28 protein-coding genes, 1 tRNA gene and 1 pseudogene are annotated in these 24689 nt (G+C 67.0%); 14 read left to right on the top strand and 16 right to left on the bottom strand.

Annotated features, from left to right (window positions below; translation table 11 throughout):
- Positions 1 to 4 precede the first annotated feature (4 nt).
- On the bottom strand, positions 5 to 787 hold the full coding sequence (locus ACYVGY_RS05005; RefSeq protein ID WP_460456369.1) for an enoyl-CoA hydratase/isomerase family protein: 783 nt from the start codon (positions 785 to 787) through the stop codon (positions 5 to 7).
- A 163-nt stretch (positions 788 to 950) separates the two neighbouring features.
- Between ACYVGY_RS05005 and ACYVGY_RS05000 the strand changes: the two genes are divergently transcribed.
- From ACYVGY_RS05000 to ACYVGY_RS04990, 3 genes and pseudogenes are all read left to right on the top strand, one after another.
- Positions 951 to 1679, top strand: coding sequence for an FKBP-type peptidyl-prolyl cis-trans isomerase N-terminal domain-containing protein (locus tag ACYVGY_RS05000; protein ID WP_460456368.1), 729 nt, complete (start codon positions 951 to 953; stop codon positions 1677 to 1679).
- A gap of 51 nt (positions 1680 to 1730) precedes the next feature.
- Positions 1731 to 2533 (top strand): annotated as a pseudogene (locus ACYVGY_RS04995) (NUDIX hydrolase).
- Complete coding sequence (locus tag ACYVGY_RS04990; protein ID WP_460456367.1) at positions 2530 to 3381, top strand: sulfurtransferase; 852 nt, start codon at positions 2530 to 2532, stop codon at positions 3379 to 3381. Before ACYVGY_RS04995 ends, ACYVGY_RS04990 begins: the two are co-directional and overlap by 4 nt.
- A gap of 1 nt (position 3382) precedes the next feature.
- Here ACYVGY_RS04990 and ACYVGY_RS04985 read toward each other — a convergent pair whose 3' ends face one another.
- From ACYVGY_RS04985 to ACYVGY_RS04975, 3 genes are read right to left on the bottom strand one after another with little or no spacing between them, the layout of a single operon-like run.
- Positions 3383 to 3760, bottom strand: coding sequence for a hypothetical protein (locus ACYVGY_RS04985; RefSeq protein WP_460456366.1), 378 nt, complete (start codon positions 3758 to 3760; stop codon positions 3383 to 3385).
- An 8-nt stretch (positions 3761 to 3768) separates the two neighbouring features.
- A complete protein-coding gene (locus tag ACYVGY_RS04980) occupies positions 3769 to 4518 on the bottom strand; it encodes an enoyl-CoA hydratase/isomerase family protein (RefSeq protein WP_460456365.1) in 750 nt (249 codons plus the stop codon).
- A gap of 10 nt (positions 4519 to 4528) precedes the next feature.
- Positions 4529 to 5992, bottom strand: coding sequence for a DUF4139 domain-containing protein (locus ACYVGY_RS04975; RefSeq protein ID WP_460456364.1), 1464 nt, complete (start codon positions 5990 to 5992; stop codon positions 4529 to 4531).
- Between the two features lie 38 nt (positions 5993 to 6030).
- Here ACYVGY_RS04975 and ACYVGY_RS04970 point away from each other — a divergent pair, with 38 nt between their 5' ends.
- Positions 6031 to 6483: a copper chaperone PCu(A)C gene (locus tag ACYVGY_RS04970; RefSeq protein WP_460456363.1), complete on the top strand. Its 453-nt coding sequence runs from the start codon at positions 6031 to 6033 to the stop codon at positions 6481 to 6483.
- A gap of 3 nt (positions 6484 to 6486) precedes the next feature.
- Here ACYVGY_RS04970 and ACYVGY_RS04965 read toward each other — a convergent pair whose 3' ends face one another.
- Both ACYVGY_RS04965 and uvrA read right to left on the bottom strand, forming a co-directional pair.
- Positions 6487 to 6885, bottom strand: a complete 399-nt coding sequence (locus ACYVGY_RS04965; protein ID WP_460456362.1) for an acyl-CoA thioesterase — start codon at positions 6883 to 6885, stop codon at positions 6487 to 6489.
- Positions 6882 to 9782, bottom strand: a complete 2901-nt coding sequence (gene uvrA, locus ACYVGY_RS04960) for an excinuclease ABC subunit UvrA (RefSeq protein ID WP_460456361.1) — start codon at positions 9780 to 9782, stop codon at positions 6882 to 6884. The genes ACYVGY_RS04965 and uvrA overlap by 4 nt, the downstream gene beginning before the upstream one ends.
- Before the next feature lie 304 nt (positions 9783 to 10086).
- Here uvrA and rplU point away from each other — a divergent pair, with 304 nt between their 5' ends.
- From rplU to cgtA, 3 genes are all read left to right on the top strand, one after another.
- Entirely contained in the window at positions 10087 to 10398 is a 312-nt protein-coding gene (gene rplU / locus ACYVGY_RS04955; protein WP_460456360.1) for a 50S ribosomal protein L21, read from the top strand.
- Positions 10399 to 10416: 18 nt separating this feature from the next.
- Positions 10417 to 10677 (top strand): 50S ribosomal protein L27, encoded by a 261-nt coding sequence (rpmA, locus tag ACYVGY_RS04950; RefSeq protein ID WP_460456359.1) that lies wholly within the window; start codon positions 10417 to 10419, stop codon positions 10675 to 10677.
- Positions 10678 to 10825: 148 nt separating this feature from the next.
- Entirely contained in the window at positions 10826 to 11899 is a 1074-nt protein-coding gene (gene cgtA / locus ACYVGY_RS04945) for an Obg family GTPase CgtA (protein WP_460456358.1), read from the top strand.
- 118 nt (positions 11900 to 12017) lie between these two features.
- Here cgtA and rpsT read toward each other — a convergent pair whose 3' ends face one another.
- Positions 12018 to 12287 carry a 30S ribosomal protein S20 gene (gene rpsT, locus ACYVGY_RS04940; RefSeq protein WP_034215061.1) on the bottom strand — a complete coding sequence of 90 codons (270 nt, stop codon included), beginning with the start codon at positions 12285 to 12287 and terminating at the stop codon, positions 12018 to 12020.
- Positions 12288 to 12427: 140 nt separating this feature from the next.
- Here rpsT and murJ point away from each other — a divergent pair, with 140 nt between their 5' ends.
- The 5 genes from murJ to ispH are packed head-to-tail and all read left to right on the top strand — an operon-like array spanning position 12428 to position 19271.
- Positions 12428 to 13987 (top strand): murein biosynthesis integral membrane protein MurJ, encoded by a 1560-nt coding sequence (gene murJ, locus ACYVGY_RS04935; RefSeq protein ID WP_460456357.1) that lies wholly within the window; start codon positions 12428 to 12430, stop codon positions 13985 to 13987.
- A 23-nt stretch (positions 13988 to 14010) separates the two neighbouring features.
- Positions 14011 to 14967 carry a bifunctional riboflavin kinase/FAD synthetase gene (locus ACYVGY_RS04930; protein WP_460456356.1) on the top strand — a complete coding sequence of 319 codons (957 nt, stop codon included), beginning with the start codon at positions 14011 to 14013 and terminating at the stop codon, positions 14965 to 14967.
- A 59-nt stretch (positions 14968 to 15026) separates the two neighbouring features.
- Positions 15027 to 17804: an isoleucine--tRNA ligase gene (ileS, locus tag ACYVGY_RS04925; RefSeq protein WP_460456944.1), complete on the top strand. Its 2778-nt coding sequence runs from the start codon at positions 15027 to 15029 to the stop codon at positions 17802 to 17804.
- On the top strand, positions 17801 to 18313 hold the full coding sequence (gene lspA / locus ACYVGY_RS04920; protein WP_460456943.1) for a signal peptidase II: 513 nt from the start codon (positions 17801 to 17803) through the stop codon (positions 18311 to 18313). Before ileS ends, lspA begins: the two co-directional genes overlap by 4 nt.
- Positions 18314 to 18320: 7 nt before the next feature.
- Positions 18321 to 19271 carry a 4-hydroxy-3-methylbut-2-enyl diphosphate reductase gene (gene ispH, locus ACYVGY_RS04915; protein ID WP_460456355.1) on the top strand — a complete coding sequence of 317 codons (951 nt, stop codon included), beginning with the start codon at positions 18321 to 18323 and terminating at the stop codon, positions 19269 to 19271.
- 127 nt (positions 19272 to 19398) lie between these two features.
- On the opposite strand, the gene ACYVGY_RS04910 is transcribed toward ispH, so the two are convergent.
- Positions 19399 to 19875, bottom strand: a complete 477-nt coding sequence (locus ACYVGY_RS04910) for a PA2169 family four-helix-bundle protein (protein ID WP_460456354.1) — start codon at positions 19873 to 19875, stop codon at positions 19399 to 19401.
- A 250-nt stretch (positions 19876 to 20125) separates the two neighbouring features.
- On the opposite strand from ACYVGY_RS04910, the gene ACYVGY_RS04905 reads away from it, so the two are divergent.
- Both ACYVGY_RS04905 and ACYVGY_RS04900 read left to right on the top strand, forming a co-directional pair.
- Positions 20126 to 20201 (top strand) — tRNA-Thr (locus tag ACYVGY_RS04905).
- A gap of 153 nt (positions 20202 to 20354) precedes the next feature.
- The gene (locus ACYVGY_RS04900; RefSeq protein WP_460456353.1) at positions 20355 to 21320 is read left to right on the top strand and encodes a tyrosine-type recombinase/integrase; all 966 of its coding nucleotides are present in this window, start codon (positions 20355 to 20357) and stop codon (positions 21318 to 21320) included.
- On the opposite strand, the gene ACYVGY_RS04895 is transcribed toward ACYVGY_RS04900, so the two are convergent.
- The 8 genes from ACYVGY_RS04895 to ACYVGY_RS04860 are packed head-to-tail and all read right to left on the bottom strand — an operon-like array spanning position 21317 to position 24688.
- On the bottom strand, positions 21317 to 21556 hold the full coding sequence (locus ACYVGY_RS04895; RefSeq protein WP_460456352.1) for a hypothetical protein: 240 nt from the start codon (positions 21554 to 21556) through the stop codon (positions 21317 to 21319). The genes ACYVGY_RS04900 and ACYVGY_RS04895 overlap by 4 nt on opposite strands.
- Positions 21553 to 21966, bottom strand: coding sequence for a hypothetical protein (locus ACYVGY_RS04890; RefSeq protein WP_460456351.1), 414 nt, complete (start codon positions 21964 to 21966; stop codon positions 21553 to 21555). The genes ACYVGY_RS04895 and ACYVGY_RS04890 overlap by 4 nt, the downstream gene beginning before the upstream one ends.
- On the bottom strand, positions 21956 to 22189 hold the full coding sequence (locus tag ACYVGY_RS04885) for a hypothetical protein (protein WP_460456350.1): 234 nt from the start codon (positions 22187 to 22189) through the stop codon (positions 21956 to 21958). The genes ACYVGY_RS04890 and ACYVGY_RS04885 overlap by 11 nt, the downstream gene beginning before the upstream one ends.
- 1 nt (position 22190) lies before the next feature.
- The gene (locus ACYVGY_RS04880; RefSeq protein ID WP_460456349.1) at positions 22191 to 22571 is read right to left on the bottom strand and encodes a hypothetical protein; all 381 of its coding nucleotides are present in this window, start codon (positions 22569 to 22571) and stop codon (positions 22191 to 22193) included.
- Positions 22564 to 23442, bottom strand: coding sequence for a phosphoadenosine phosphosulfate reductase domain-containing protein (locus tag ACYVGY_RS04875; protein ID WP_460456348.1), 879 nt, complete (start codon positions 23440 to 23442; stop codon positions 22564 to 22566). The genes ACYVGY_RS04880 and ACYVGY_RS04875 overlap by 8 nt, the downstream gene beginning before the upstream one ends.
- Complete coding sequence (locus tag ACYVGY_RS04870; protein ID WP_460456347.1) at positions 23442 to 23966, bottom strand: hypothetical protein; 525 nt, start codon at positions 23964 to 23966, stop codon at positions 23442 to 23444. The genes ACYVGY_RS04875 and ACYVGY_RS04870 overlap by 1 nt, the downstream gene beginning before the upstream one ends.
- A gap of 34 nt (positions 23967 to 24000) precedes the next feature.
- Positions 24001 to 24162 (bottom strand): hypothetical protein, encoded by a 162-nt coding sequence (locus tag ACYVGY_RS04865; RefSeq protein WP_460456346.1) that lies wholly within the window; start codon positions 24160 to 24162, stop codon positions 24001 to 24003.
- A gap of 46 nt (positions 24163 to 24208) precedes the next feature.
- Positions 24209 to 24688, bottom strand: a complete 480-nt coding sequence (locus ACYVGY_RS04860; protein WP_460456345.1) for a hypothetical protein — start codon at positions 24686 to 24688, stop codon at positions 24209 to 24211.
- Position 24689: the final 1 nt, after the last annotated feature.

Here is a 24689-nt window from a genome sequence, read left to right as displayed (position 1 = left end):
TTGCTCAGCGGCCGGTGAAGGTCGGGCTTCGACGCGCCAGGAAGGCGCTAGTGCCTTCCTTCATGTCCTCGGTGCTGAAGGTGACGGCGAACACCTGGGTCTCGAACTCCAGGCCGGTTTCGAGCGATGCTTCGCCGCCGAGCAGTACCGCGTCCAGAATGCCGCGCAGCGCCTGTGGCGCCGCCTGCGCCAGCTGGTTCGCGAGCTTCAGGGTCTCGGCCTCAAGCTCGGCGGACGGCACCACGCGGCTCACGATGCCCAGCGCGGCCGCTCTGGCGGCGTCGATTGGCTGGCCCAGCAGGCACAGCTCCAAGGCCGCGGAGCGACCCGCCAGCCGCAGCAGGCGCTGGGTGCCACCGAAACCCGGCACCAGGCCCAGGTTGATCTCGGGCTGGCCGAGCTTGGCGGTGTCGGCGGCGATGCGCAGGTGGCAGGCCATCGCCAGCTCCAGGCCGCCGCCGAGGGCGAAGCCATTGACCATGGCCAGCACCGGCTTGCCCAACTGCTCGATGCGGCTCATCAGGCGCTGGCCGTGGCGCGAGAAGTCCCGCGCCTGGGCTGGGCTGAGACCATTCATCTCGGCGATGTCGGCGCCGGCTACGAAGGCTTTGGGGCCCGCGCCGGTGAGCACCACCACGCGCACGCCAGCCTCGGCCTCTGCGGCGGCGAAGGCCTGGTGCAGTTCGGTCAGCGTTTCCTGATTGAGGGCATTGAGCTTGTCGGGGCGGTTGAGGGTGATCCGGCGGACGGCGCCGGCGTCCTCGACGAGAAGGTTGCGGAAGGTCATGGGGGCTCCGGAAGGACAGGGGATCGGGGAACTCGGGGCGTCCGCGCGGGTCGTAGACAGGTCAATGGCCTGTGTCAGTAGCGGTTCAGCCGTGCGGGGGATATCCTAGCGCGGCCTTATGGGTCGCCACAGCGTCCCCGTTTCCACCACTGGAGATTTCCCGATGAAGTTGCGTCTGTTGGCTGCCTCCCTGGCGGCCCTTGGTCTCGGAGCCGGCGTTGCCGTCGCCCAGACCGCCCCGGCCCCCGCCCAGCAGCAGGCCCCTGCGCCAGCGCCGGTCAACAAGCCGGTCCTTAGCTATGCCATTGGCTACGACCTCGGCAGCGACCTTGCCCAGCAGGGCGTGGATGTCGACATCAACGCCGTAATCCGCGCCATCCAGGACGGCTTTGCCAAGAAGGAAGCCGCCCACCCGAAGCCGCAGATGGACGCGCAGCTGGCGGGCCTGCAGCAGCGTATCGTCGCCAAGGCGCGCGCTGAGTTCGAAACCGCAGCCAATGCCAACAAGGCCAAGTCGGACGCCTTCCTGGCGGCCAACCGCAGCAAGCCGGGCGTCACCGCCCTGCCCAGCGGCCTTCAGTACCGCATCATCGAGCCGGGCACCGGTGCCAAGCCGACCGAGGCCAGCACGGTGCGCATGCACTACCGCGGTTCGGTTTCGAGCGGCCAGGAGTTCTTCAACACCTACGCGCAGCAGAACCCGACCCCGATCAGCTTCAAGGTCGGCGAGTTCCCGGTCGAAGGCGTGCGTGAAGTGCTGGTGCTGATGCCGGTCGGTTCGCGTTGGGAGATCTTCGTGCCCTCCGAGAAGGCCTTCGGTAACGATCCGCGTTCGCCGGTCGGCCCGGGCCAGGCCCTGGTGTTCGACATCAAGCTCGTCAGCGCCGAGTAATCCAGCCTCGATGCCGCGCCGTTTTACGGCGCGGCATCGTCGTTTCCGATCATGCAAACGCCTTACCGCGCCGTCCTCAGCCCCTGCGTCGGGATTTGTTCCCTGGACGCCCATGGCCTGTGCGAAGGCTGCCACCGCACCAGCGCCGAGATCGGGCGTTGGCCGCAGATGAACGACGACGAGCGTCTCCAGCTCATGGACGTCGTGCTGCCGCGTCGCGAGGCGGAACGGGTGTGAGTCCCTCGTTCGATCCGTTCGAACGTCTTCCCCGCGCGCTGCACCCGCTCGATCAACCTCCCGCCGGCCCCGGCTGGAACCACGCCGAACTCGCCGACCTGCTGCCGCTGGACGTGCCGCTGCGCCTGGCCGCCGTGCTGGTTGCGCTGGTCGAGCGCGCCGACGGCCCGCAGGTATTGTTGACCCGCCGCACCGAGGCGCTTCGGCTGCACGCCGGGCAGGTGAGTTTCCCGGGTGGCCGCATCGAGCCCAGTGACGTCGACCCGGTCGCGGCCGCCCTGCGCGAGGCGAACGAGGAAGTGGGGCTGGCGTTCGCGCAGTCCTCGCCGCTGGGCTACCTCGATCCGTTCGTCACCATCACCGGCTTCCATGTTTATCCCGTGGTCGCGACGGTGGCGGCGGCCTACGAGCCGCTGCTTGATCCTTCCGAAGTCGCCGAAGCCTTCGAAGTGCCCCTGGGTTTCCTGCTCGACCCGCGCAACGTGCAGGAGTCCGAAGTGGAGTGGCAGGGACGTCCCCGTCGCTTGCTCGAATATCACTACGGGGGTCATCGCATTTGGGGTGCAACCGCGGCGATGCTGGTCAACTTCCGCCAGCGCCTGGAGCAGGCGAAGTGAACTGGACGACGCTGGTCGCGGCCGAGGCGCTGGCCGCTGCGCCGTCCGACGCGGCCCTCGTGCGGGTGGACTGCCGGTTTTCCCTGGCCGATGCCGACGCGGGTGAGCAGGCCTGGCGCGAGGCACACCTTCCCGGCGCCGGCTACGCGCACCTGGACCGCGACCTGAGCGACCATCGCCGGCCGGCGGCCTGGGGTCGCCATCCCTTGCCCGACGCGGCTGACTTCTGCGCGCTGCTGGTGCGTCTGGGCATCACGCCCGAGCACCAGGTGGTGGCCTACGACGCCGGCGACGGTGCGATGGCCGCCGCCCGGTTCTGGTGGCTGCTGCGGCTGCTGGGGCACGAACGCGTGGCGGTCCTCGACGGCGGACTCGCGGCCTGGACGGCGCGCGGCCTGCCGCTCGATGCCTTGCTGCCGGCGCGCGCGCCGGGTCGCTACACCGGTGATTTCGATCCACGGCAAGTGGTCGGCACCGACGAGATCCTGGCGCGGCTGGACGAGGCGCCGGGCTGGCTGGTCGATGCCCGGGCCGCCGAGCGTTTCCGCGGCGAAGTCGAGCCATTGGACCCGGTAGCCGGCCATATCCCGGGCGCCTTGAACCGTCCGTTCACGGCCAATCTTTCCGACGGTCGTTTCAAGCCGGCGCCGATGCTGGCGGCGGAATTCCACACCGTGCTGTCTGGCCGCGCGGCGTCCGAGCTGGTGCTGTCCTGCGGCTCGGGGGTCACGGCCTGCCACCATGCGCTGGCGATGGCTCATGCCGGACTGCCGGGCGCTCGGGTCTATGCGCCCTCATGGAGCGGCTGGGTCAGCGATCGCGACCGACCGGTCGCGACGGGCGCGTGATTCAGAGTCGAAGCGTTTCGCCGGGTTCGCCCGCGGGCCCCGTCGGCAGGATATCAACGCGCGTCAGTTCGACGCCGTCCACCGTCATTCGCCAGCGCCCGTCCACCAGTCGGGGGGCGCGCGACACGTCGAAGTCGGCGCTGAGCAAGCCCACGCCTATTTTGAATCCGTTTTCGGTGAACGTGTGGCAGACACCTTCGATGGATATCCGCGACTTGCCGGTGGCGCGTTCGTAGTCGGCATGCCCGTCGGCGCCGATCACCAGCAGGGTGCCGTCACCGCGCCAGTGGCCGACGTACTGGCGGTAGTCGACCGGCACTGGCTTGGCGCAGGCCGCCAGCCAGAGGCAGGCGGCCAGCAGCAGCCAGCGACGCGACATCACTGCGATCACTTCTTGAGCCGTGCCACCAGCGCCTGAAGCGCCGCCTGGGTGTCCGGGGCATACCAGGCATCGATGAAGCCATCGAGCTTGCGGTCGTCGAAGTGCTCGAGCGCGGCCACCAGATCGGCCCGGGCGATGCGGCGAGTGGCCAGCATCGAGGCCGTCGGCAGCGCCAGCAGTTCCTGAAGCCAGTGTTGGGCGCGCACCAGCACGTGCTCCGCGTCGGTAAGTTCGTCCACCAGGCCGATGGAATGCGCAAATTCGGCGTCCACCAGCGCGCCCGACACCAGCAGCCGCTCGGCGCGGTAGGGGCCGACCACGCGGCGCAGCAGGTGCTGGATGGCGTCCGGTGCGACCAGGCCAACCTGTACTTCATTGAGGCCGATGCGGAACGGGCCGCGCGCCATGACCCGATAGTCGCAGCACAAGGCCAGCACGCAGCCGCCGGCCGGGCTGTGGCCGCCTAGCGCGGCAACCACCGGCACGGGGCAGTTGGCGATCGCACGCGCGGCCGAGAACAGCGAGGCCCAGCCGGCCGCGAGCGCGTCGCGCTCCAGGCCCATCAGGTGCGGCACGTCCATGCCGGCCGAGAACACCTTGCTGCCGCCGGTGAGGATGATGGCCTGCGCCCCTTCGGACGGCGCCGCCTGCACGGCGGTGCGCAGCGCCGACAGCAGCTCGGGCGTGAGTGCGTTCACCGGCGGGCGCGCGAGCCGGATTTCCTGAATATGTCCGTGACGGTGGAGTTCGATCATGGCCGGGCCTTCAATCAATGCGTACGTCGGGAGCCCAACGATACCGCACCGTGTAGGTGAGGCGCGCTTCGCCGCCCGCGGGCACGGTCAGGTCGAACTGGGCCGACTGCGCATCGCGCTCGCCAGCCTGCACCGTGGAAGACACGATTTCCCAGTCGCTCCAGCGCGGCATGGCTTCGTGGATGCGCACGGTGGCGGCCTCGGCCTTGGCATTGCGCACCAGCACGCTGACGCGTTCCTCCATCTGGCGGCCCGCGCGATCAAGCCGGAACTCCTCCCGCTTGCGCTCCGCCGTCAGGTCGAACACGGTGCCGAGCTCAAGCACCAGCTCGTCGCCGGCAGGCGTATGGCCGGCCATCGCTTCGCCCAACAGATTGTTGGCTTCGAATACGCGCACACGACCGGCGGGCAGCGGCACGCCCAGGCCGGCCGCCTTGGTGTTGCTGAAACCGAGGCTGGCGATCACCGGCTGTTCGCCCTCGACTGCGCTGAAGTTGGCGTCAATCATCGGCTGCGGCGGGCGCCAGGTGCCGATCGGGGCCCGAGTTTCGTATTGGCGCACGCAGTCGACGCCACGCGCCGGTGCCATCAGTGGAATCCGCTGGACGCTGCCCTGGGGCAGGTCGGCGCTGCCGGGGATGCGGTAGGCATGGTATTCGCCGGACACTTCCGGCGCCGGCGCCGCGGCATCGGCGACCATCATTTCACTGCGATAGCGCTTGTCGACGCGCGGCCCCGAGGCCTGTGTGCGATTTGGCTCACCGGCGACCAGGGTCAGGGCGACGTCATTGAAGGCTGCGCCGGCACGATTGGCCACCATCGCGGCGCCTTCGAGGTTCATGCGGCAGGCGCGGGCGCCGCCGGACACATCCACTTGGTAGTCGGCACGCCAGGCGAGACCTGCGGTGGCGTAGCCAAGATCGAAGGTCTGTCGGCCGGCGCGCGCGGCTACCAGTTCCCAGCTGAGCGTCGGCTCGTTCACCAGGCCCGCGGGCAGGCGCGCGAGTTCGAAGTTGGAGTAGTTGGCCAGCACCTTCACCCGGCCATCGGGCAGGCGGAGGGTAAGGCCGTTGCCGGCCGCCAGCAGCACGCCGGTCCAGGACTGACGGCTGTCGCCGATCGATTGCTCGACCGTGACGTTCTGCCCAAGCGTGCGGCGCAGCAGGTCGTCCTGCCCCGCCAGCGCGAAGTCGAAGCGCTGGCCGCGGACCTGGGCATCGCCCTTCGGGCGCAGGCGTACCGAGCTGGCGTCGAGCGCCGCGGGCAGGCCGCCCCTTTGCACGGTGTTGCTGCCCGTGGCCAGGTCGAATTCCAGGGTGGACGCTACCAGCGCGTAGCCCGGCCCGCCCGGCATGGCTTCCGACTGCACGACGGCGTCGTAGTCGCCGCTGTAGACGGTGAGGCCAGTATCGGCGGCTTGGGCGGTGGCGACGGTGGCCAGTGTGATGGCGGCGGTGAGCAGACTGCGGTTCATTGACAACTCCTTGTGACGCGTGGGTTTATCATAGGCCTATGAACGCATTGCTCTTGTTGTTGGGGTTGAGTTTGGTCCAGCCGGCTTCAGCCGCGGTTGGGTCGTCGCCGGAGTGCCTGCCGGTCATCGAAACGCAGTGGATTCGCGCCGCGCCGCCGGGCGCCAGTTCGCTGGCGGGCTATCTGGTGTTGCGCAATCCCTGCGCCACCCCGGTGGAAGTCGCCGGTGTCGAGAGCCGGGATTTCGGCATGCCGATGATTCACCGCACCGAGATACAGGATGGCGTCAGCCGGATGCGGCCTGCGGGCAAGCTCGTGATCGCGCCGGGCGAGGCACTGGCTTTCGAACCCGGCGGCCTGCACCTGATGCTGATGCGGCCGCTGCGGCCGCTGGCCGATGGCGACGTCGCCGGCGTGCGGCTGGTGCTGGCGGATGGACGTCGGCTGTTCGCGTCCTTCCCGGTACAGCGCGAGGCGCCGGCGGCGCCCTGAGCTTCAGTCGCCGCAGGCGGCGCGCACGGCGTCGGGCAGCGGCACCGACTGGCCGCTGCGTTCGATCCAGACCAGCACCGTGTGGCCGTCGCAGTAAACGATGGAAGGATCGGCGGACGACAGGATGCGATGGCCGAGGGTGAGGCTTTTACCGCCCACGCGCTCGGCGAACAGTTCGATCCGGAGCGTTTCCGGCCAGTGCGCCGGGCGCCGGTAGTTCACCGTCACCGAGGCCATCACAGGCGCCGAGGTCTCGCCGGCCCAGTCGGTGGACAGCGACTTGAACCAGCGCACGCGCGCTTCTTCGATGTAGCCGAGGTAGCTGGCGTTGTTGACGTGGTTGAAGGCATCCATGTCGCGCCAGCGCGACTCGATGTCCAGGGCGTAGATGGTCTTGCTCATGCGCGTTTGCTCGCTTTCTTTGCCGGCACGGCCTTCTTGGTCGCGGGCGCTTTCTTGGTTGGCGTCGATGTCTTGGGCGACAGCATCTTGGCCAGGAACTGGCCGGTGTGGGAGTTCTTCACGGCCGCCAACTGTTCGGGCGTGCCCTGGGCCAATATCTGGCCACCGCGATGGCCACCCTCGGGGCCGAGATCGATCACCCAGTCGGCGGTCTTGATCACGTCCAGGTTGTGCTCGATCACGACGATGGTGTTGCCGTCGTCGCGCAGCTTGTGCAGCACCGCCAGCAGGTGCTCGATGTCGTGGAAGTGCAGGCCGGTGGTGGGCTCGTCGAGGATGTAGAGCGTGCGGCCGGTGTCGCGGCGGCTCAACTCTTTCGACAGCTTCACGCGCTGGGCTTCGCCGCCGGACAGCGTGGTGGCTGACTGGCCGAGCTTGATATAGCTCAGGCCCACGTCAACCAGGGTCTCGAGCTTGCGCGACAGCGTAGGCACGGGCTCGAACAGCTTCAGCGCGTCCTCCACGGTCATCTCGAGCACGTCGTGGACGGTGTAGCCCTTGTAGCGGATCTCCAGGGTTTCGCGGTTGTAGCGCTTGCCGTGGCAGACGTCGCAGGGCACGTAGACGTCGGGCAGGAAGTGCATCTCGACCTTGATCAGGCCGTCGCCCTGGCAGGCTTCGCAGCGGCCGCCGCGCACGTTGAAGCTGAAACGACCCGGGGAATAGCCGCGTGCGCGCGCCTCGGGCACCTGCGCGAACAGCTCGCGCAGCGGGGTGAACAGGCCGGTATAGGTCGCCGGATTCGAGCGCGGCGTGCGTCCGATCGGCGACTGGTCGATGTCCACGACCTTGTCGAACAGGTCCATGCCCTGCAGTTCGCGATAGGGCGCGGGCGTATGCGATGCGCCGTTGAGCTCGTTCGCGGCCAGGTGGTAGAGCGTGTCGTTGATCAGGGTCGACTTGCCCGAGCCCGAGACGCCGGTGATGCAGGTGAACAGCCCCGCGGGGATCGCCAGGTCCACGTCCTTGAGGTTGTTGCCGCTGGCGCCGAGCAGATGCATGGTCATCTTCGGGTTCGGCTTGCGCCGCTGCGTCGGGATTTCGATCCGGCGGCGGCCCGACAGGAACGCGCCGGTGATCGAGCGCGGCGCCTTGAGGACGTCCTCGTAGCTGCCCTGGGCGATTACTTCACCGCCGTGTACGCCGGCGCCGGGACCGATGTCGACGATATGGTCGGCGAGGCGGATCGCGTCTTCGTCGTGTTCGACCACGATCACCGTATTGCCCAGGTCGCGCAGGCGGGTGAGGGTGCCGAGCAGGCGCTCGTTGTCGCGCTGGTGCAGGCCGATGGAAGGCTCGTCGAGTACGTACATCACGCCGACCAGGCCGGCGCCGATCTGGCTGGCCAGGCGGATGCGCTGGGCTTCGCCACCCGACAGCGAGTCGGCCTTGCGCTCGAGCGTAAGGTAGTCAAGGCCGACGTCCACCAGGAAGCGCAGACGGTCGCGAATCTCCTTGACGATCTTGGCAGCGATCTCGCCGCGCCAGCCGGCCAGGCTCAGGTGCGAGAAGAACTCCAGCGATTCGTCCACTGGCAGTTGGGTCAGCTGCGAGAGATTGCGGTCGGCCACCAGCACGTTGCGGGCCGAGCGGTTGAGCCGGGCGCCGCCGCAGTCGGGGCAGGCGCGGTCGGAAATGAACTTGGCCAGCTCTTCCTTTACGACCTGCGATTCGGTTTCGCGATAGCGGCGTTCGAGGTTGGGCACGATGCCTTCAAACACGTGCTTGCGCTGGGTGCGGCCGCCGGACTCGGTGAGATAGGTGAAGGTGACGATTTCTTCGCCACTGCCGTACAGCACGGCGTGGCGGACCTGTTCGGTCAGCTCCTGCCAGTGGGTGTCAGGATCGAAGCCGTAGTGCTTGGCCAGCGAGGCGATCAGTTGGAAGTAGTAGGCGTTGCGGCGATCCCAGCCGCGCACGGCACCGGCGGCCAGGCTCAGCTCCGGATGCACGACCACGCGCCCGGGATCGAAGAACTGGGTGATGCCCAGGCCATCACAGGTCGGGCAGGCGCCCATCGGCGAATTGAACGAGAACAGGCGCGGCTCGAGCTCGGGCAGGGCGTAGTCGCAGACCGGGCAGCTGAACTTCGACGAGAACAACAGCGGCGCGGCACTGGTGTCGTCGATGTCCTGTACCTGGGCCAGGCCGTCGCCCAGCTTGAGTGCGGTTTCGAGGCTTTCGGCCAGGCGCTGCTTCAGGTCGTCGCGCGGCTTGAAGCGGTCGATCACGGCCTCGATGGTGTGTTTCTGGCGCAGGGCGAGCGTCGGCACCTCGTCGAGCTCGTACAGCGCGCCGTTCACCCGCACCCGCACGAAGCCCTGGGCGCGCAGCTGGTCGAACACCTGGGCATGCTCGCCCTTGCGGTCGCGCACCACCGGCGCCAGCAGCATGTAGCGACGGTCTTCGGGCAGCGCCAGCACCTGGTCGACCATCTGGCCGACGGTCTGGGCTTCGAGCGGATAGTGGTGGTCCGGGCAGCGCGGGCTGCCGACGCGGGCGAACAGCAGGCGCAGGTAGTCGTAGATCTCGGTGATGGTGCCGACGGTCGAGCGCGGGTTGTGCGAGGTCGACTTCTGCTCGATCGAGATGGCCGGGGACAGGCCCTCGATATGGTCCACGTCCGGCTTTTCCATCACGCTGAGGAACTGCCTGGCGTACGCCGACAGCGACTCGACGTAGCGGCGCTGGCCCTCGGCGTAGATGGTGTCGAAGGCCAGGGAGGACTTGCCAGAGCCGGACAGGCCGGTGATGACAATGAGCTTGTCCCGGGGCAGGTCCAGGTCGATGTTCTTGAGATTGTGGGTGCGGGCACCGCGAATGCGGATCGTGTCCATGCGCCTGGGGGCGGCTCCGGAAGTAAGGAACCGGGCAGTCTAGCAGCCCGATGTCGGCAGACCGTGACCCCCGGACTGCGGGCGGTAAAGCCTTGGCAGCTCAATAACTTGCGTGCGCTCCCCGGTGCGTGGGCGAGGCCTCGGTGGTGGCCGCTGCGCGAGGTGGCGTGCGCGGCCGGCCCGGCGCCCGCTCGGCAGGGTCCGAAGGGTTTGACCAGCAAGGGGTTTTTCCCCTAGAATTCCGCTTCTGTCCGTTGACCGCGGGCAGGCGTTTTCTAAAATAACTACTAGAGGAATCCCGGTCATGTACGCAATCATCGTTACCGGCGGTAAGCAATACCGCGTTATGCAGGGCGAGACCCTGAAGGTCGAGAAAATCGACCTCGAGGAAGGCAAGAGCTTCGACATCGACAGCGTGTTGATGGTTGGCAACGGCGACACCGTCACCGTTGGCACCCCGAACGTCGCTGGCGCGAAGGTCACCGCGACCATCAAGTCGCACGGCCGCCTCGACAAGATCCGCATCGTCAAGTTCCGCCGTCGTAAGCACCATCGCAAGCAGATGGGTCACCGGCAGTACTTCACCGAAATCGAAATCACCGGCATCGCCGGCTAAGCCCGAGGAGATAACGTCATGGCACAGAAAAAAGGCGTAGGCTCGTCCCGCAACGGCCGCGATTCGAACCCGAAATACCTGGGCGTCAAGATCTACGGTGGCCAGGCCATCGAGGCTGGCAACATCATCATCCGCCAGCGCGGCACCCAGTTCCATCCGGGCATGGGCGTCGGCCTCGGCCGCGACCACACCCTGTTCGCCCTGGTGGACGGCGTGGTGAACTTCGCGGTCAAGGGCCCGAACAAGCGCCGTACCGTGAGCGTGGTCCCGGCGGCCTGAACCCCGCCCGGTACCGCCTGAAGGGCCCCGCTTCGGCGGGGCTTTTCGTTTCAGAATCCGGCCCGTTCCGCCCCTTGCCCTTCACGGCGCGGCGCGGACAGCCCACAATCGCGGCGAACGCCCCGTTCCGCCGCCCGGGAAGCATCCAGTGAAATTCGTAGATGAAGCCCAGATCCTGGTCATCGCCGGCGACGGCGGCAACGGCTGCATCAGCTTCCGGCGCGAGAAGTTCATCCCGCTCGGCGGCCCCGATGGCGGCGACGGCGGCAATGGCGGCAGCGTCTGGCTCGAGGCCGACGAGAACCTCAACACCCTGATCGACTTCCGTCACCAGCGTCAGTTCCGTGCCCAGCGCGGCCAGAACGGCATGGGTCGGCAGGCCTTCGGCAAGGGTGGCGAAGACGTGGTGATCCGGGTGCCGATCGGCACCGAAGTGATCAACGTCGAGACCGACGAAATCATCGGCGACCTCACCGACCACGGCGATCGCCTGCTGGTGGCGCAGGGCGGACTGGGCGGCAAGGGCAACGTGCACTTCAAAAGCTCGGTCAACCGCGCCCCGCGCAAGGCCGGCACCGGTACCTCGGGCGATGAGCGCGAGATCCGGCTGGAGCTGAAGCTGCTGGCCGATGTCGGCCTGCTGGGCTTCCCGAACGCCGGCAAATCCACCTTCATCCGCGCCGTTTCGGCGGCGACGCCGAAGGTGGCGGATTACCCGTTCACCACGCTGTATCCGAACCTGGGCGTGGTCAGCGTTGAAACCGACCGCAGCTTCGTGATCGCCGACATCCCCGGCCTGATCGAGGGCGCTGCCGACGGCGCTGGCCTGGGCAGCCTGTTCCTGCGCCACGTGCAGCGCACCCGCGTCCTGCTGCACCTGGTGGACATGGCGCCGTTCGACGAAGGCGTCGACCCGGTGCAGCAAGTGCGTGCGATCGAGAACGAGCTTCGCAAGTACGACCCCGGCATGCTCGAGAAGCCCCGCTGGCTGGTGCTCAACAAGTGCGACCTGATCCCCGAGGATGAGCGCCAGGCGCGCGCCGAAGAGGTGGTCAAGGCGTTGGACTGGCAAGAACCGTGGTTCATGGCCTCGGCCATCGGCCGCGACGGCACCTGGCCGATCGTGCTCAAGATCCAGCAGTTCTTCGATGACAAGAAGGCCGCCGACCTGGAGGCGGCGGAAGACGTCGCCGCGCGTGCGGAGATGTCCCGCAATGCCTGAGGCCTGCCTGCAGCAGCACGCCGGCCCGGCCGGCGGATGCAAATCGCAGGCAGCAAAAAGGCCGGCTTTCGCCGGCCTTTTCTCGCCGATCGGCCGGGCGCCCGAGGGCGCCGCGGGATCAGGCCTGCTTCAGGGCCTTGATGTGGGCGCTGATGCGGCTCTTGTGGCGGGCAGCCTTGTTGCGATGAATCAGGCCACGGGCCGAGTAGCGGTCCAGGATCGGCTGGGCGGTCGCGAAGGCGGCTTCGGCGCCGGCGGCGTCCTTGGCTTCGAGGGCCTTGATGACCTTCTTCACGGCGGTGCGCAGCATGGAGCGCTGGCTGGCATTGCGGGCGTTGCGGACGACGGTCTGCTTGGCGCGCTTCTTGGCGGACTTGATGTTGGCCACGGAGGGCTCCTGGAATCGAGAGTGGACGGCCGGATCTTGAAAAACCGGCAGGAAAATGGGGGTCGAGCTGGAAAGACCAGAAATTATGGAGGATTCAGTAGCTTGAGTCAATTGCTGCCGTCGCCGGCCGGAGCCAGGTCGTGAGCCGGGGCGGTCTGCTGCGGTCAACGGCCGTCTTCAGCAGCATGACCCTGCTGTCCCGAATCGCCGGCTTCGCCCGGGACGTGATCCAGGCCCAGCTGTTTGGCGCCGGCGGCATTGTCGACGCCTTCGCCGTGGCCTACCGGATCCCCAACTACTTGCGGCGGATCTTCGCCGAAGGCTCGTTCGCGTCCGCGTTCGTACCGGTGCTGTCCGAACTGCGCCAGCGCAACGACCCGGCCGCGCTGAAGGATTTCCTGGACCATGTCGCTGGCGCCCTGTGCGCCGCGGTGCTGGTGGTCAGCGGCCTGGGCATGCTGGCGGCGCCCTTGGTGGTGGCGTTTATCGCCCCCGGCAGCCTGGACGACCCGGCCAAATTTGCCCTCACGTCCGACCTGCTGCGGATCGTCTTCCCCTACCTGGCCCTGGTGTCGATGACCGCCCTGGCCGGCGCCGTGCTCAATTCCTTCCAGCGTTTCGCCCTGCCGGCGGTGACGCCGGTGCTGCACAACCTGGCCGTGATCGCGGCCATGCTCTGGCTGTCGCCCTGGCTCGAGACGCCGATTTCGGCGCTGGCCTGGGGCGTGCTGGCCGCCGGCGTGCTGCAGCTAATGCTGCTGTGGCCGGCGATGGGGCGGCTGGGGCTGCGCCCGCGCCTGCGGCTCAAGCTCAATCATCCCGGCGTGCGCAAGGTCGGGCGGCTGATGCTGCCGACGCTGTTCTCGTCCTCGGTGGCGCAGCTGAACCTGATCGTCGGCACGATGTTCGCCTCGCTGCTGATCGACGGCAGCCAGAGCTGGCTCTACTACTCCGACCGATTGGTTGAGTTCCCGCTGGGATTGTTCGGCGTGGCGCTGGCGACCGTGATCCTGCCGCATCTGGCCCGCCGCAGCGCCGACGCCGACGCCGAAGGCTATGCCTCCGCGCTGGACTGGGGCCTGCGCACGGTGCTGCTGCTGGCGATTCCCGCGGCCCTGGGCCTGGCCCTGCTGGCCGAACCGCTGGCGGCGACCATCTTCGAACGCGGCCAGTTCGACGCGGCCGACAGCCGTATGACCGCGCTGAGTCTGATGGCGATGAGTCTGGGCATTCCCGGCTTCATGGCCAGCAAAGTGCTGCTGTCGGCGTTCTATGCGCGGCAGGACACCCGCACGCCGATGAAGGCGGCCATCCGTACCGTATTGATTAACGTAGCCCTGACCGCCGCCCTGGTCACGCCGCTTTGGCTGGGCAAGGTGCCCGGCGCCCACGCCGGCATCGCGCTGGCCACCGGCTTGGCCGGCCTGGCCAACGCCTGGCTGCTGTGGCGGGCGCTTCGGCGCGAGGCCAGCTTCCAACTTTCCCCCGGCTGGACGCGCCACCTGCTGCGGGTCGCCGTGGCCAGTCTGGCGCTGGCGGCGGCGGTGCTGGCCGCCAGCCATGCGGTTGGCGACTGGCGCGCGTGGTCGGGCTCGATGCGCTGGCTGCTGATGCTGGGCGTCGTGGCTGCGGGTGCCGGTGCCTACGGCCTAGGCCTGCTGGCCAGCGGCTGGCGGCCGCGCGAACTGCGCGGGCCGTGAGCACACGCGGCTATAATTCCGGCATGAGCAGGCTGTTCCGGGACGTCAAGGGCGAATCACTTTGCCCGCAGGGCAGCGTGGTTTGCATCGGCGCCTTCGACGGCCTCCATTTGGGGCATCGGGCGCTGGTCGGCCACGTGCGCACCCGTGCGCGCGCCGCTGGGCTGGCGGCGGTGGCGCTGAGTTTCGAGCCGCTGCCGCGCGAATTCTTCGGGCGTGACCAGGCGCCGCCGCGGCTTTCGCTGCCGCGCGCCAAGTTCGAGGGCCTGCGCGCCCTGGGTATGGACGTGGTCGGCCTGCTTCGCTTCAACGCGGCCATGACGGCGATGGCGCCGGACGAGTTCGTGCGTCGGGTGCTGGTTGACCGACTCAGCGCCCGCGAGGTGTGGGTCGGGCCGGAGTTCCGCTTCGGCCATCGCCGGGCCGGTGACCTGGCCTTGCTGCAGTCGCTGGGTGAAACCCTGGGCTTCAGCGCCAGCGCGATCGCGCCGGTGCTGGCACAGGGCGAGCGCGTGTCGAGCACCGCGCTGCGCCAGCAGCTGGCTAGCGGTGACCTCGAGGGCGCCGCGCGCGAGCTGGGGCAGCGCTATGCCATCAGCGGCAAAGTGGTGCGCGGCAAGCAGCTTGGCCGCAAGCTCGGCTACCCTACCGCCAACATCCGCCTCGCCGGAAAGCGCCCGGCGCTGTCGGGCATCTACGCGACCTGGGTGCACGGCATCGGCCCCGAACCGATGGCCAGCGTCTCAAGCTTGGGCACGCGGCCGACGGTGCAGGGTGTGGAGCCGCTGCTCGAGGCGCATGTGTTCGACTTCGAAGGCGACCTTTATGGACGTCGGCTCGAGGTCGAGTTCGTCGCCAAACTGCGCGACGAGGAAAAATTCAACGACTTGCCCGCCCTGGTCCGCCAGATGGACCTGGATTCGGCGCAAGCCCGGCGCGTCTTGCGCCACGACAAGCAAGAAAGCGGAGCGTTGGCGTGACCGATAACGGCGGCAAGGACTACAAGCACACCATCAGCCTGCCGGAAACGGCGTTCCCCATGCGCGGCGACCTGCCCAAGCGCGAGCCGGCGATGCTGGCCGGCTGGCAGCAGCAGGGCCTGTACGCGCAGGTGCGTGCCAAGGCGAAAGGTCGGCCGCTGTTCGTGCTGCACGACGGCCCGCCCTACGCCAACGGGTCGATTCATATCGGCCACGCGGTGAACAAGGTCCTCAAGGACATGGTGGTGAAGTCGAAGCTGCTGTCGGGCTTCGATGCGCCCTACGTGCCGGGCTGGGACTGCCACGGCCTGCCGATCGAGCTGGTGGTCGAGAAAAAGCACGGCAAGGTCGGCGACAAGCTTGATGCCGGTGCCTTCCGCGCCAAGTGCCGCGAATACGCCGCCGAGCAGATCGCCGGACAGTCGCGCGACTTCCAGCGCCTGGGCGTACTGGGCGACTGGGACAATCCCTACCGCAGCATGGACTTCAGCTTCGAGGCGGACATGCTGCGCTCGCTGGCCAAGATCATCGAGCGCGGGCATCTGAGCCGCGGCGTGAAGCCGGTGCACTGGTGCTTCGACTGCGGCTCGGCCCTGGCCGAAGCGGAGATCGAATACGCCGACAAGGTTTCGCCGATGGTGGACGTGGCCTATGACGCGCTCGATCCGATCGCGCTGGCCGGAAAATTTGGCGTTACGCCGGGCGATGCGATCGTCGGCGTGCCGATCTGGACCACAACGCCCTGGACCCTGCCGGCCAGCGTCGCCGTCACCTTGGGCGCCGAGATCGACTACGTGCTGGTCGAAGGCCCGGCGCGCGCCGGTCGCCGCCAGTTGCTGGTGCTTGCCGAAGCGCTGGCCGAAAGCGCGCTCAAGCGCTATGGCATCGACACCGTCACCGTGCTCGGTCACGCTACCGGCGCAGCGCTGGAACACCTGCACCTCCAGCATCCCTTCTACGCGCGCGAAATCCCGCTGATCCTGGGCGAGCACGTCACCACCGACGCTGGCACCGGCGCCGTGCACACGGCCCCGGGCCACGGCCAGGAAGACTTCCAGGTCGGCCTGAAGTACGGCCTGTTGGACAAGTACGCCGCCGCCGAGATCAATCCGCTGGGCGGCAATGGCGTCTACCTGCCGGGCACGCCCTTGTTCGGCGGCCAATACATCTGGAAGGCCAACGACAGCATCACCGCGCTGCTGGCCGAGCGCGGCGTGCTGCTGTCCTCGGGCAAGCTCGAGCACAGCTACCCGCACTGCTGGCGGCATAAGTCGCCGGTCGCCTTCCGGGCTACGCCGCAGTGGTTTATCTCGATGGAGCAGGCCCACCTGCGCCGTGACGCGATGGCCGCGATCAAGCAGGTCGGCTGGGTGCCGGAGTGGGGCGAGGCCCGCATCACCGGCATGATCGAAGGCCGGCCGGACTGGTGCATCAGCCGCCAGCGCACCTGGGGCGTGCCGATCGCGCTGTTCGTGCACAAGGTCAGCGGCGAGCCGCATCCGCGTTCGGTCGAATTCATGCGACAGGTCGCCGACCGGGTGCAGGGGCAGGGCACGGATGCGTGGTTCTCGCTCGATGCCGCCGAGTTCCTGGGCGGCGAGGCCGACGACTATTTCAAGGTCACCGATATCCTCGACGTCTGGTTCGACTCCGGCGTCACCCACGAGTGCGTGCTGGCCGCGCGCGCCGGCGACGGCCTGCGCAAGCCGGCGGACCTCTATCTCGAGGGTTCCGACCAGCATCGTGGCTGGTTCCAGAGCTCGCTGCTGACCGGCATCGCGATGGACGGTGCGGCGCCTTATCGCCAAGTGCTGACCCACGGCTTTGCCGTGGACGCGCAGGGCCGGAAGATGTCCAAGTCCATCGGCAATACCGTGGAGCCGCAGAAGGTCAACGACACCCTGGGCGCCGACGTGCTGCGTCTGTGGGTGGCCTCGGCCGACTATCGCAACGAAATGTCGGTGTCGGACGACATCCTCAAGCGCACCGCCGATGCCTATCGCCGCATCCGCAACACCGCGCGCTTCCTGCTGGGCAACCTCAATGGCTTTGATCCGGCGCAGCACCTGCTGCCGAACGACAAGCTGCTGCTGCTCGACCAGTGGGCCGTGCACCGGGCGCTGGCCCTGCAGGAAGAGATCAAGGCGGCCTATGCCCGCTACGACTTTGCCGCCGTGGTGGCGATGGTGCAGAACTACTGCACCAACGACCTGGGCTCGGTTTACCTGGACGTGACCAAGGACCGGATGTACACGATGCCGGTGGACAGCGCTGGCCGGCGTTCGGCGCAAAGCGCCATGTTCCGCATCGCCGAGGCCTTCGCGCGCTGGGTGGCGCCGTTCCTGAGCTTCACCGCCGACGAGATCTGGCAGCACCTGCCGGGCGAGCGCGAGGCCAACGTATTGTTCAGCACCTGGTACGAGGGCCTGGCGCCGATGCCGGCCAGCGCGGCGCTGTCGCCGGACGACTTCGATCGCCTGCTGACCATGCGCGAAGCGGTCAGCAAGGTACTTGAGCCGATGCGTGCCGACGGCGCGATCGGTGCCTCCCTGGAAGCCGAGGTCGAGGTCTATGTCGATGCGGCCGTGATGGACCGCCTGGCGCCGATGGCTGAGGAGCTGCGCTTCTTCTTCATCACCTCGCGCTTCGACATGAAGCCGGTGCCGGTGGAGCCGCGCGAAGGCGGCTGGATCCACGCCGTGTCCACCACCCACGACAAGTGCGTGCGCTGCTGGCACTACCGCGCGGATGTCGGCCAGCACGCGGATGACCCGGGCCTGTGCGGCCGCTGCGTGGAAAACGTCAACGGCGCCGGCGAAACCCGGCGGTGGTTCTGATGTCGCGCCCGCGTCCGAACGCACTGGCCTGGCTGGGCCTGTCGGCGGTATTGGTGCTGGTCGACCAGTTCACCAAATGGCTGGCGGTCACCCGGCTCGAGTACCTGCAGCCGGTGCCGGTCATCGACGGCTTCTGGAACTGGACCCTGGTGCACAACTACGGCGCTGCTTTCAGCTTCCTGTCCGATGCCGGGGGCTGGCAGCGCTGGTTCTTCACCGCGCTGGCCTTCGCGATCAGTGGCGTGCTGGTGGCCTGGCTGGCGCGAACGCCGCGCAGCGACTGGCGCACGGCGCTGCCCTTCGCCTTGGTGATCGCCGGGGCGATTGGCAACGTCATTGATCGCGTCCGCTACGGCTATGTCGTGGACTTCGTGGACTGGTACCTGGGCTTCACCGAACTGCCGCACTGGCCGGCTTTCAACGTCGCCGATGCCTGCATCGTCGGCGGCGCCATCGGCCTGGTGCTGTTCAGCTTCTCGACCGCTCCCGCGGCCAAAGACAAGGGATAATCCCGGCATGGACATCCTGCTTGCGAATCCCCGTGGTTTTTGCGCCGGCGTCGACCGGGCGATCGAGATCGTCAAGCGCGCCATTGATTCTTTGGGCGCGCCGATCTACGTTCGCCACGAAGTCGTGCACAACCGCTTCGTGGTCGAGGACCTGCGCCAGCGCGGTGCCGTGTTCGTCGAGGAGCTCGATGAAGTGCCCGCCGGCGCGACGGTGATCTTCAGCGCCCACGGCGTGTCCCAGGCGGTGCGCGCGGAGGCCGAACGACGCGGCTTGAAGGTATTCGACGCGACCTGTCCGCTCGTCACCAAAGTCCATATCGAAGTGGCCCGCCACTGCCGCGCCGGTCGCGACGTCGTGCTGATCGGCCACGCCGGTCATCCGGAAGTCGAGGGCACGATGGGCCAGTGGCGCCGCGAGCACGGCGACAACCATATCCATCTGGTCGAAGACGTGGCCGGCGTCGCCACCCTGGTGCCGACCCAGCCCGACAACCTGGCCTACACCACCCAGACCACGCTCAGCGTGGACGACACCCGCGAAATCATCGTCGCCCTGCAGGCGCGCTTCCCGGCCATCCAGGGCCCGAAGCACGACGACATCTGCTACGCCACCCAGAACCGCCAGGACGCCGTGCGCCTGCTGGCCGGGCGCTGCGAGGTGGTGCTGGTGGTGGGCTCGGTGAATTCTTCCAACTCTAACCGGCTGCGCGAGCTGGCCGAGAAGCAGGGCGCCCGCGGCTACCTGATCGACGGGGCGGAGAATATCGACCCCCGCTGGCTGGACGGCGTGGCCCGGGTCGGCGTGACCGCCGGCGCATCGGCCCCGGAGGTGCTGGTGCAGGGCGTGCTGTTCCGGCTCCGCGAGCTCGGTGCCAACACCGTGGAGCATCTGGAGGGCGAGCCCGAAAACGTGGTCTTCGCCCTGCCCAAGGAACTGCGCATCAGCCTGGTGAACTAAGCGCGGGCTGCAGGCCGGCCGACGCAACCACGGAAACGGGCCCGGAAATCCGGGCCCGTTTTTTTTGTTCCTGCCGGCCGGCTGGTCCGGCGCTCCGGTGCTGATCTCAGTCCCGGGCGGGGTGGGTCTAGTGGCGGGCTTCCATCGCCCACTTTCGATCCCGCATGGCGTCATGGTGCTGCTGCACCTTCGGCAGGTAGCTCAGCAGCGACTCCTTGACCGCCTTGGGCGCGTCGTCGCGCTTGATGACGTCGTGGAAGGCCGCCATCAGGCGGTCCTCACTTTTCTCGAGTTCCTTGACGTAGGCGTAGTCGCCGTGGTCCTTCGCCATCTCGGCGCGCAGCGTGGAATAGAACTTGTGGAAGCTGCCCAGCAGGGTGCCGCTGGTGGCGGGCTCGGCAGCTTCGGCGCGCACCTCGCGGGCCATGCTGCCGACCAGGCCTTGCTTGGACTCGGCCATGTCGCCAAACAGGCTGCGCAGTCCCGGATTAGTCACGGACTTGGCAGCGTCAGCGTAGAAGTCGGCGCTGTCGCGAGTGGCCTGGATCAGCTCGTTTAGGGTCTCGACCTTTTCGGTACGGAGTTCGGAATTGTTGGTCGTCATTAGGATTTCTCCTTTGATTCGGCCGGTGATCACGCTGAAGGGTGATCTCTTGTTGCCTCTTGTTGCGGCGAATGTTTATGCCTTCAGCGGGTACCACCCTACGAATCCTGGCCTGAATCTCGCGTTAGGCCATTGAACGGGGCAGGGGGCCTGGGTCGGGTAAGGTCGGATGCCGCGCTGGGGTCTCAGGGGCAGTGCTGGAATCCCAAATTGACCGGAAACCCGGCTCAGACTAGAATCCGCGGCTCCCGCCGGAATAGCTCAGTTGGTAGAGCGGCGCATTCGTAATGCGTAGGTCGTAGGTTCGATTCCTATTTCCGGCACCACCCCCTATTTTTAGAACCGTGCAGCTCTGCCCGGATTCACCCCGAGACGCCCGCCCCGCTTGACTCTCACGGCCTTGGGCGGCCCCTCTCTCCCCCGGATTCACCCCGTAACGCCCGCCCCAACTCCCCACGAAATCCCCATACGATGCCGGCATGGCTAGCATCCAGCGCAACGGCATCCGATGGCGGGTGCAGGTGTCCATCAAAGGCGTCCGCGACTCCGCAACCTTCAAGACGCGGCAGGAAGCCGCAGCGTGGGCGCTACAGCGTGAATCGGAGCTGGCGGGCAAGAAGCTACCCGACCGCACCCTGGCCGACGCCTACGCCCGCTACACGCGCGAGGTATCGCCCCGGCACCGTGGGGAGCGATGGGAAGCCGTGCGACTCAAGGCGCTGGCCGAGCACCCGCTGGCCCGGCGCAAACTGGCCGGCCTCTCCGGCGCTGACTTCGCAGACTGGCGGCAGGCCCGCTTGGAAAAGGTCAAGCCCGGAACCGTGGCCCGTGAAATGACGCTGATCCGGTCGGTGCTCGAATCATGCCGCCGCGACTGGCACTGGCTGCGCGTTAACCCGATGGCCGACGTTCGCCTGCCAAAGACGCCAAGCGGCAGGGCGCGGCGCGTGGCCGAATCCGAAGTGGCTCAAGTCGTGGCCGCGTTCGGCGTGGGCGAGCTTGCCGCCGCGACAGCCACCAACCGGGTCGGGCTGGCCTTCCTGTTCGCGCTGGAAACCGCCATGCGGTCAGGCGAGATACTGGCGCTGCGCTGGCCGGACATTCGGCTTGCCGCGCGGTATGTGGTGCTGCCCGTCACCAAGAACGGCGACCGGCGAGAGGTGCCGCTGACTACGCGGGCCTGCGAGATTCTGCGGGCGCTTCCAGAAAGCGACGGGCCGGCGTTCGGGCTGGACGATGCGCTGCGTGATGCGCTGTGGCGAAAGAACCGCCCCGAGGCGCTGCGCGATCTGCACTTCCACGACACCCGAAGCGAGGCGATATGGCGGCTGTCAAAGAAGCTCGACGTGCTGCAACTTGCGCGAGTGATCGGCCACCGCGACCCGCGCTCCCTGATGATCTATTACAACGAGTCCGCTGCCGATATGGCGCAGCGGCTCGACTAGGCGCTGCGACGCTGCTCGCTGGCCCATTCATCCACTTCCGACTTCTTCCAGGTGCGGGTTACCGGGTTTGGCTTGGGGAAGTCAGGCCGGCAGGCCACGCGCTCCAAGAAGCCGCGCCGGTTGATGTCGCCCTTTGGCGTGGTCATGCCAAGGTAGGCCGCGCAGGCGTCGGCAGAAAGCCAACGGTCCCCCGCGACCAGCGCCGTGATGATGGCAAGGGTTTCGTCTGTGCTCATGGCTTCACCTCAGCGCGGAGCCTGGCGGCCCATGCTGTCAGGCGGTCGGGCATCGCTTCTGCCGCATCCATCTCCCCAGCCACCGCCAGCACCTCCTGGTTCGCGGGCATGGCGGCTAGGGCGGCTAGGGCCATGCGGCAATATTTTGTGGTGTAGTGGCTGGGATGCGTGGGGTCGGCATCGTCCAAAAGCGTGTACCCCGTATCCTCTAGGAATATGGCTTTCGCTGCGGCCAGCACCACATCATCCACCGCCCCCACATCCTCGGGCCGGGGCTGGAGGGCGCGGGTGATTGCGGCGATTGCCTCTGCGGTCCTGTCGAACTGAGAAACCATGTCCTCCGGGTGGTTCATTTCCTCCGCAAGCATTGCAAGCGCCCTCGCTTCCAGTTCCTTCGGGTTAGTGGTCATGGCTCTCTCCTTCGTCAGTAGTCAAGCAATCCTTGACAACTGAAATGACCCCGAAGGCCGCTTCGTAGTCCTCGCGCTTGGCGCTCTTGATGCGCTCAATCTGGCGCCCAAGCGTTGAAATGGCCCGAGCCTTGCCGTCCTCGAACGCGGCGTCAAGATCGGAAAGGCCGGATGCCACATAGAACGGGTGCAGGTATTGTAGTGAGTGTAGGTCGGCCGCCATCTCACTTCTCTCCTTCGTTCTGCGGGGCGGCGGGGGGCATCCAGTGGGTTGGCGCGATGATCTCGCCAAAGCCGTCACGGGCGTGGGGATTCCGATGGGTAGCAGTCCACCAGCCGACGCCAAGGTCTGGCCACATTCCGTTGCCGTAGAGCACCGCGCAGAAGAAGTCACTCCCATCCCTCGGCGCAGTCTCAATCGGCTGCCACGCCACCCTCGCCGCCAGCGCATCGCGCTCGGTACGCATCGCAGCAATCTCCGCATCCTTCGCGGCGGCGACTTGCTGGCCGTAGGCTTCGGCATAGGCTTGGATGTAGTCAGCCAGCCCGTCCCAGTCTTTGATCGGCGTGTTCGGCAGCGACAACATCGGCGGTAGGTTATTCATGGGGTTGGTCCTCGTCGGCGTGAACCTCGCAGCTCTCACCGCAAGCCCCGCCAACATCAAGTGATGGATCGAACGCGGCGTCGTTTTCGGCCGGCACAAAGCCAGCGGGGAGCGATGCGGCCTCGGTGCGCAGGTCTTTCGTTGATCGGTTGCCTCGGAAGAAGGTCCGCGGCTGGCCGCTCGCAACGCCGATCTGCGCGTACATGCCTTCCATGCGCTCGGGGAAATTGAACTGGCAGGGGTCCTCAATCATCAGCGTCATGTGCTTCCGTGCTGATTTTTTCCAGCACCAGCGGCAGTTTCCTTGATAGCCCGCAAGGCCAAGCCGGAACGGCTGCTTTGACCACCACTCGTTGATCTGCGGCTTTGTCATAGGAGCGTCAGCGATCAGTGGGTAGATGATCCTGTTGGCCTTAGCCTTGACCGACATACGATCAATCTCGTCCGCCCGAATGCCAACCGCCGTGTCGTAGCTTCCAACCTCCCAGCCGATCACACGAAGGTAGTTGGTCATGGGGTTCAGCTTTAGCTCTCGGGTGCAATGTGGGTACTTCTGGTTGGGAATGCCGTACTTCTGGATCATCTGCTCAAACGGAAGCCCATCGCGTGACGCCGTTGCGAACGAAACAACCTTTGCGGATGCACCCTTGCGCTGGCCTTCGTGCATGACCCCCTCGACCCAAATCAAGCCAAGCCCGAAATGGCGGTCGCACCTATCCGCAAACTCAAGGGTTGCCTCGTTCTCCTGGCCGGTGTTGGCGAATACCACCACAACCTCGTCGTAACGGTCTAGGCGATTGGCAATAAGCCATTGCGCCATGAACGCCGACGTTTCGCCTCCGCTGAACGAAATGAAAAGGCGACGGCCCATCACCCACCCCCTTGCGAGGCTTGGAGCATGGCGGCGTCCACGCGCTCGATGCGATAGCGGCCTGCTGCGGCGTAGTAGCCCGGCTCCATTGCGAACGTCACGGTGTCGGCTTCAAAGTCAGCCGAGTCCATGCGACCGAACATCACGCCCATCCCCCGCACCTTGTCCACGGCAGGAAGGGGGTGGGTGTCGAAATTCTCGCGCACATGCTTGCGGATGAACGCGCTGGTGTGTTCGCGGAAGCTACCAGTCGTTTCGACGCCATATCCGTCCTTGTGCAACGCCTCAAGCATTTCCGTTCCGAACACCACGCAGGCCAATCGCTCGCCAACTCGCGGCTTAGCCACCTCCCCGCCACCGCGCAGGGCGGCGATTGCGTGGGTGAGGGCTTCGCGGCTCACCAGTACCATGACGCCATCCGCGTCGGCCTGCTGGTAGCTGCACAGCGCGGCCATCGCAGCTTCGGAAATCACCGCCTCATCGCGGCCCATCGGTTCGGTGGTCATTTCGTTGTCCTTGCTCACTTGGGCGGCTCCGGGTAGTGGGTGAGGTTCATGCTCAGTCGCCTGTCTGTGGGTTGGGATACACCGGCTTGCGTTCCTCGGCGGGCGCACTCACCACCACCGCCTCGCCGTCGAAGTGGACGGTGCGCGTCAGGTACGCAATGCTGGCTTCGGGCTCACCCATGCGGCGCAGATAGTCGATGTTGTCGAGGTTCATAGAACTCCTGCCGGGATTCGCCGCCCGGCTCGGCTTGGGGATGGGGTTAGGCGGCGTCGGGCATCAGCCCGGCCATCTGTTCGATCTGTTCGGGCTTCATGCCCGGCCAGTAGGTCTTGCTGACGTAGCGGCTGAAATCGCGGAACGTCTCGTTGAACTCGCCCTCGTCCATCGACTCGAAGGACAGGGAACGCGGCACCTTGTAGCTGCATGGCCCGATGCCGGGCATGACCAGCGGGATCTCGTCGCAGGCAATCCCGCCCTCAATCTGGAGCCGCTTCAACACGCGATGCCCGTCCAGGTTCTCGAAAGCATCGATGTTCTCGACCAGCAGCTGGCCGAACTGGTGCACAAGCCGGTGGAATTTTGGATTGCGCGGCTTGGTCAGGACAGCCAGCACCTGGTCGCCCACCCGGTAGCCCCGCGCCCGCAGGCGGGAGGCCGTGTACCCGTCGGCGGGCTGGAGTCCACCTTTCACGATGGACAGCAGCAGGCGCTCGGGCTTGCGTGACTTGACGGCGGGCATG

Source organism: Arenimonas alkanexedens, assembly GCF_054781355.1.
This window is presented reverse-complemented; position numbering and strand designations above follow the sequence as displayed.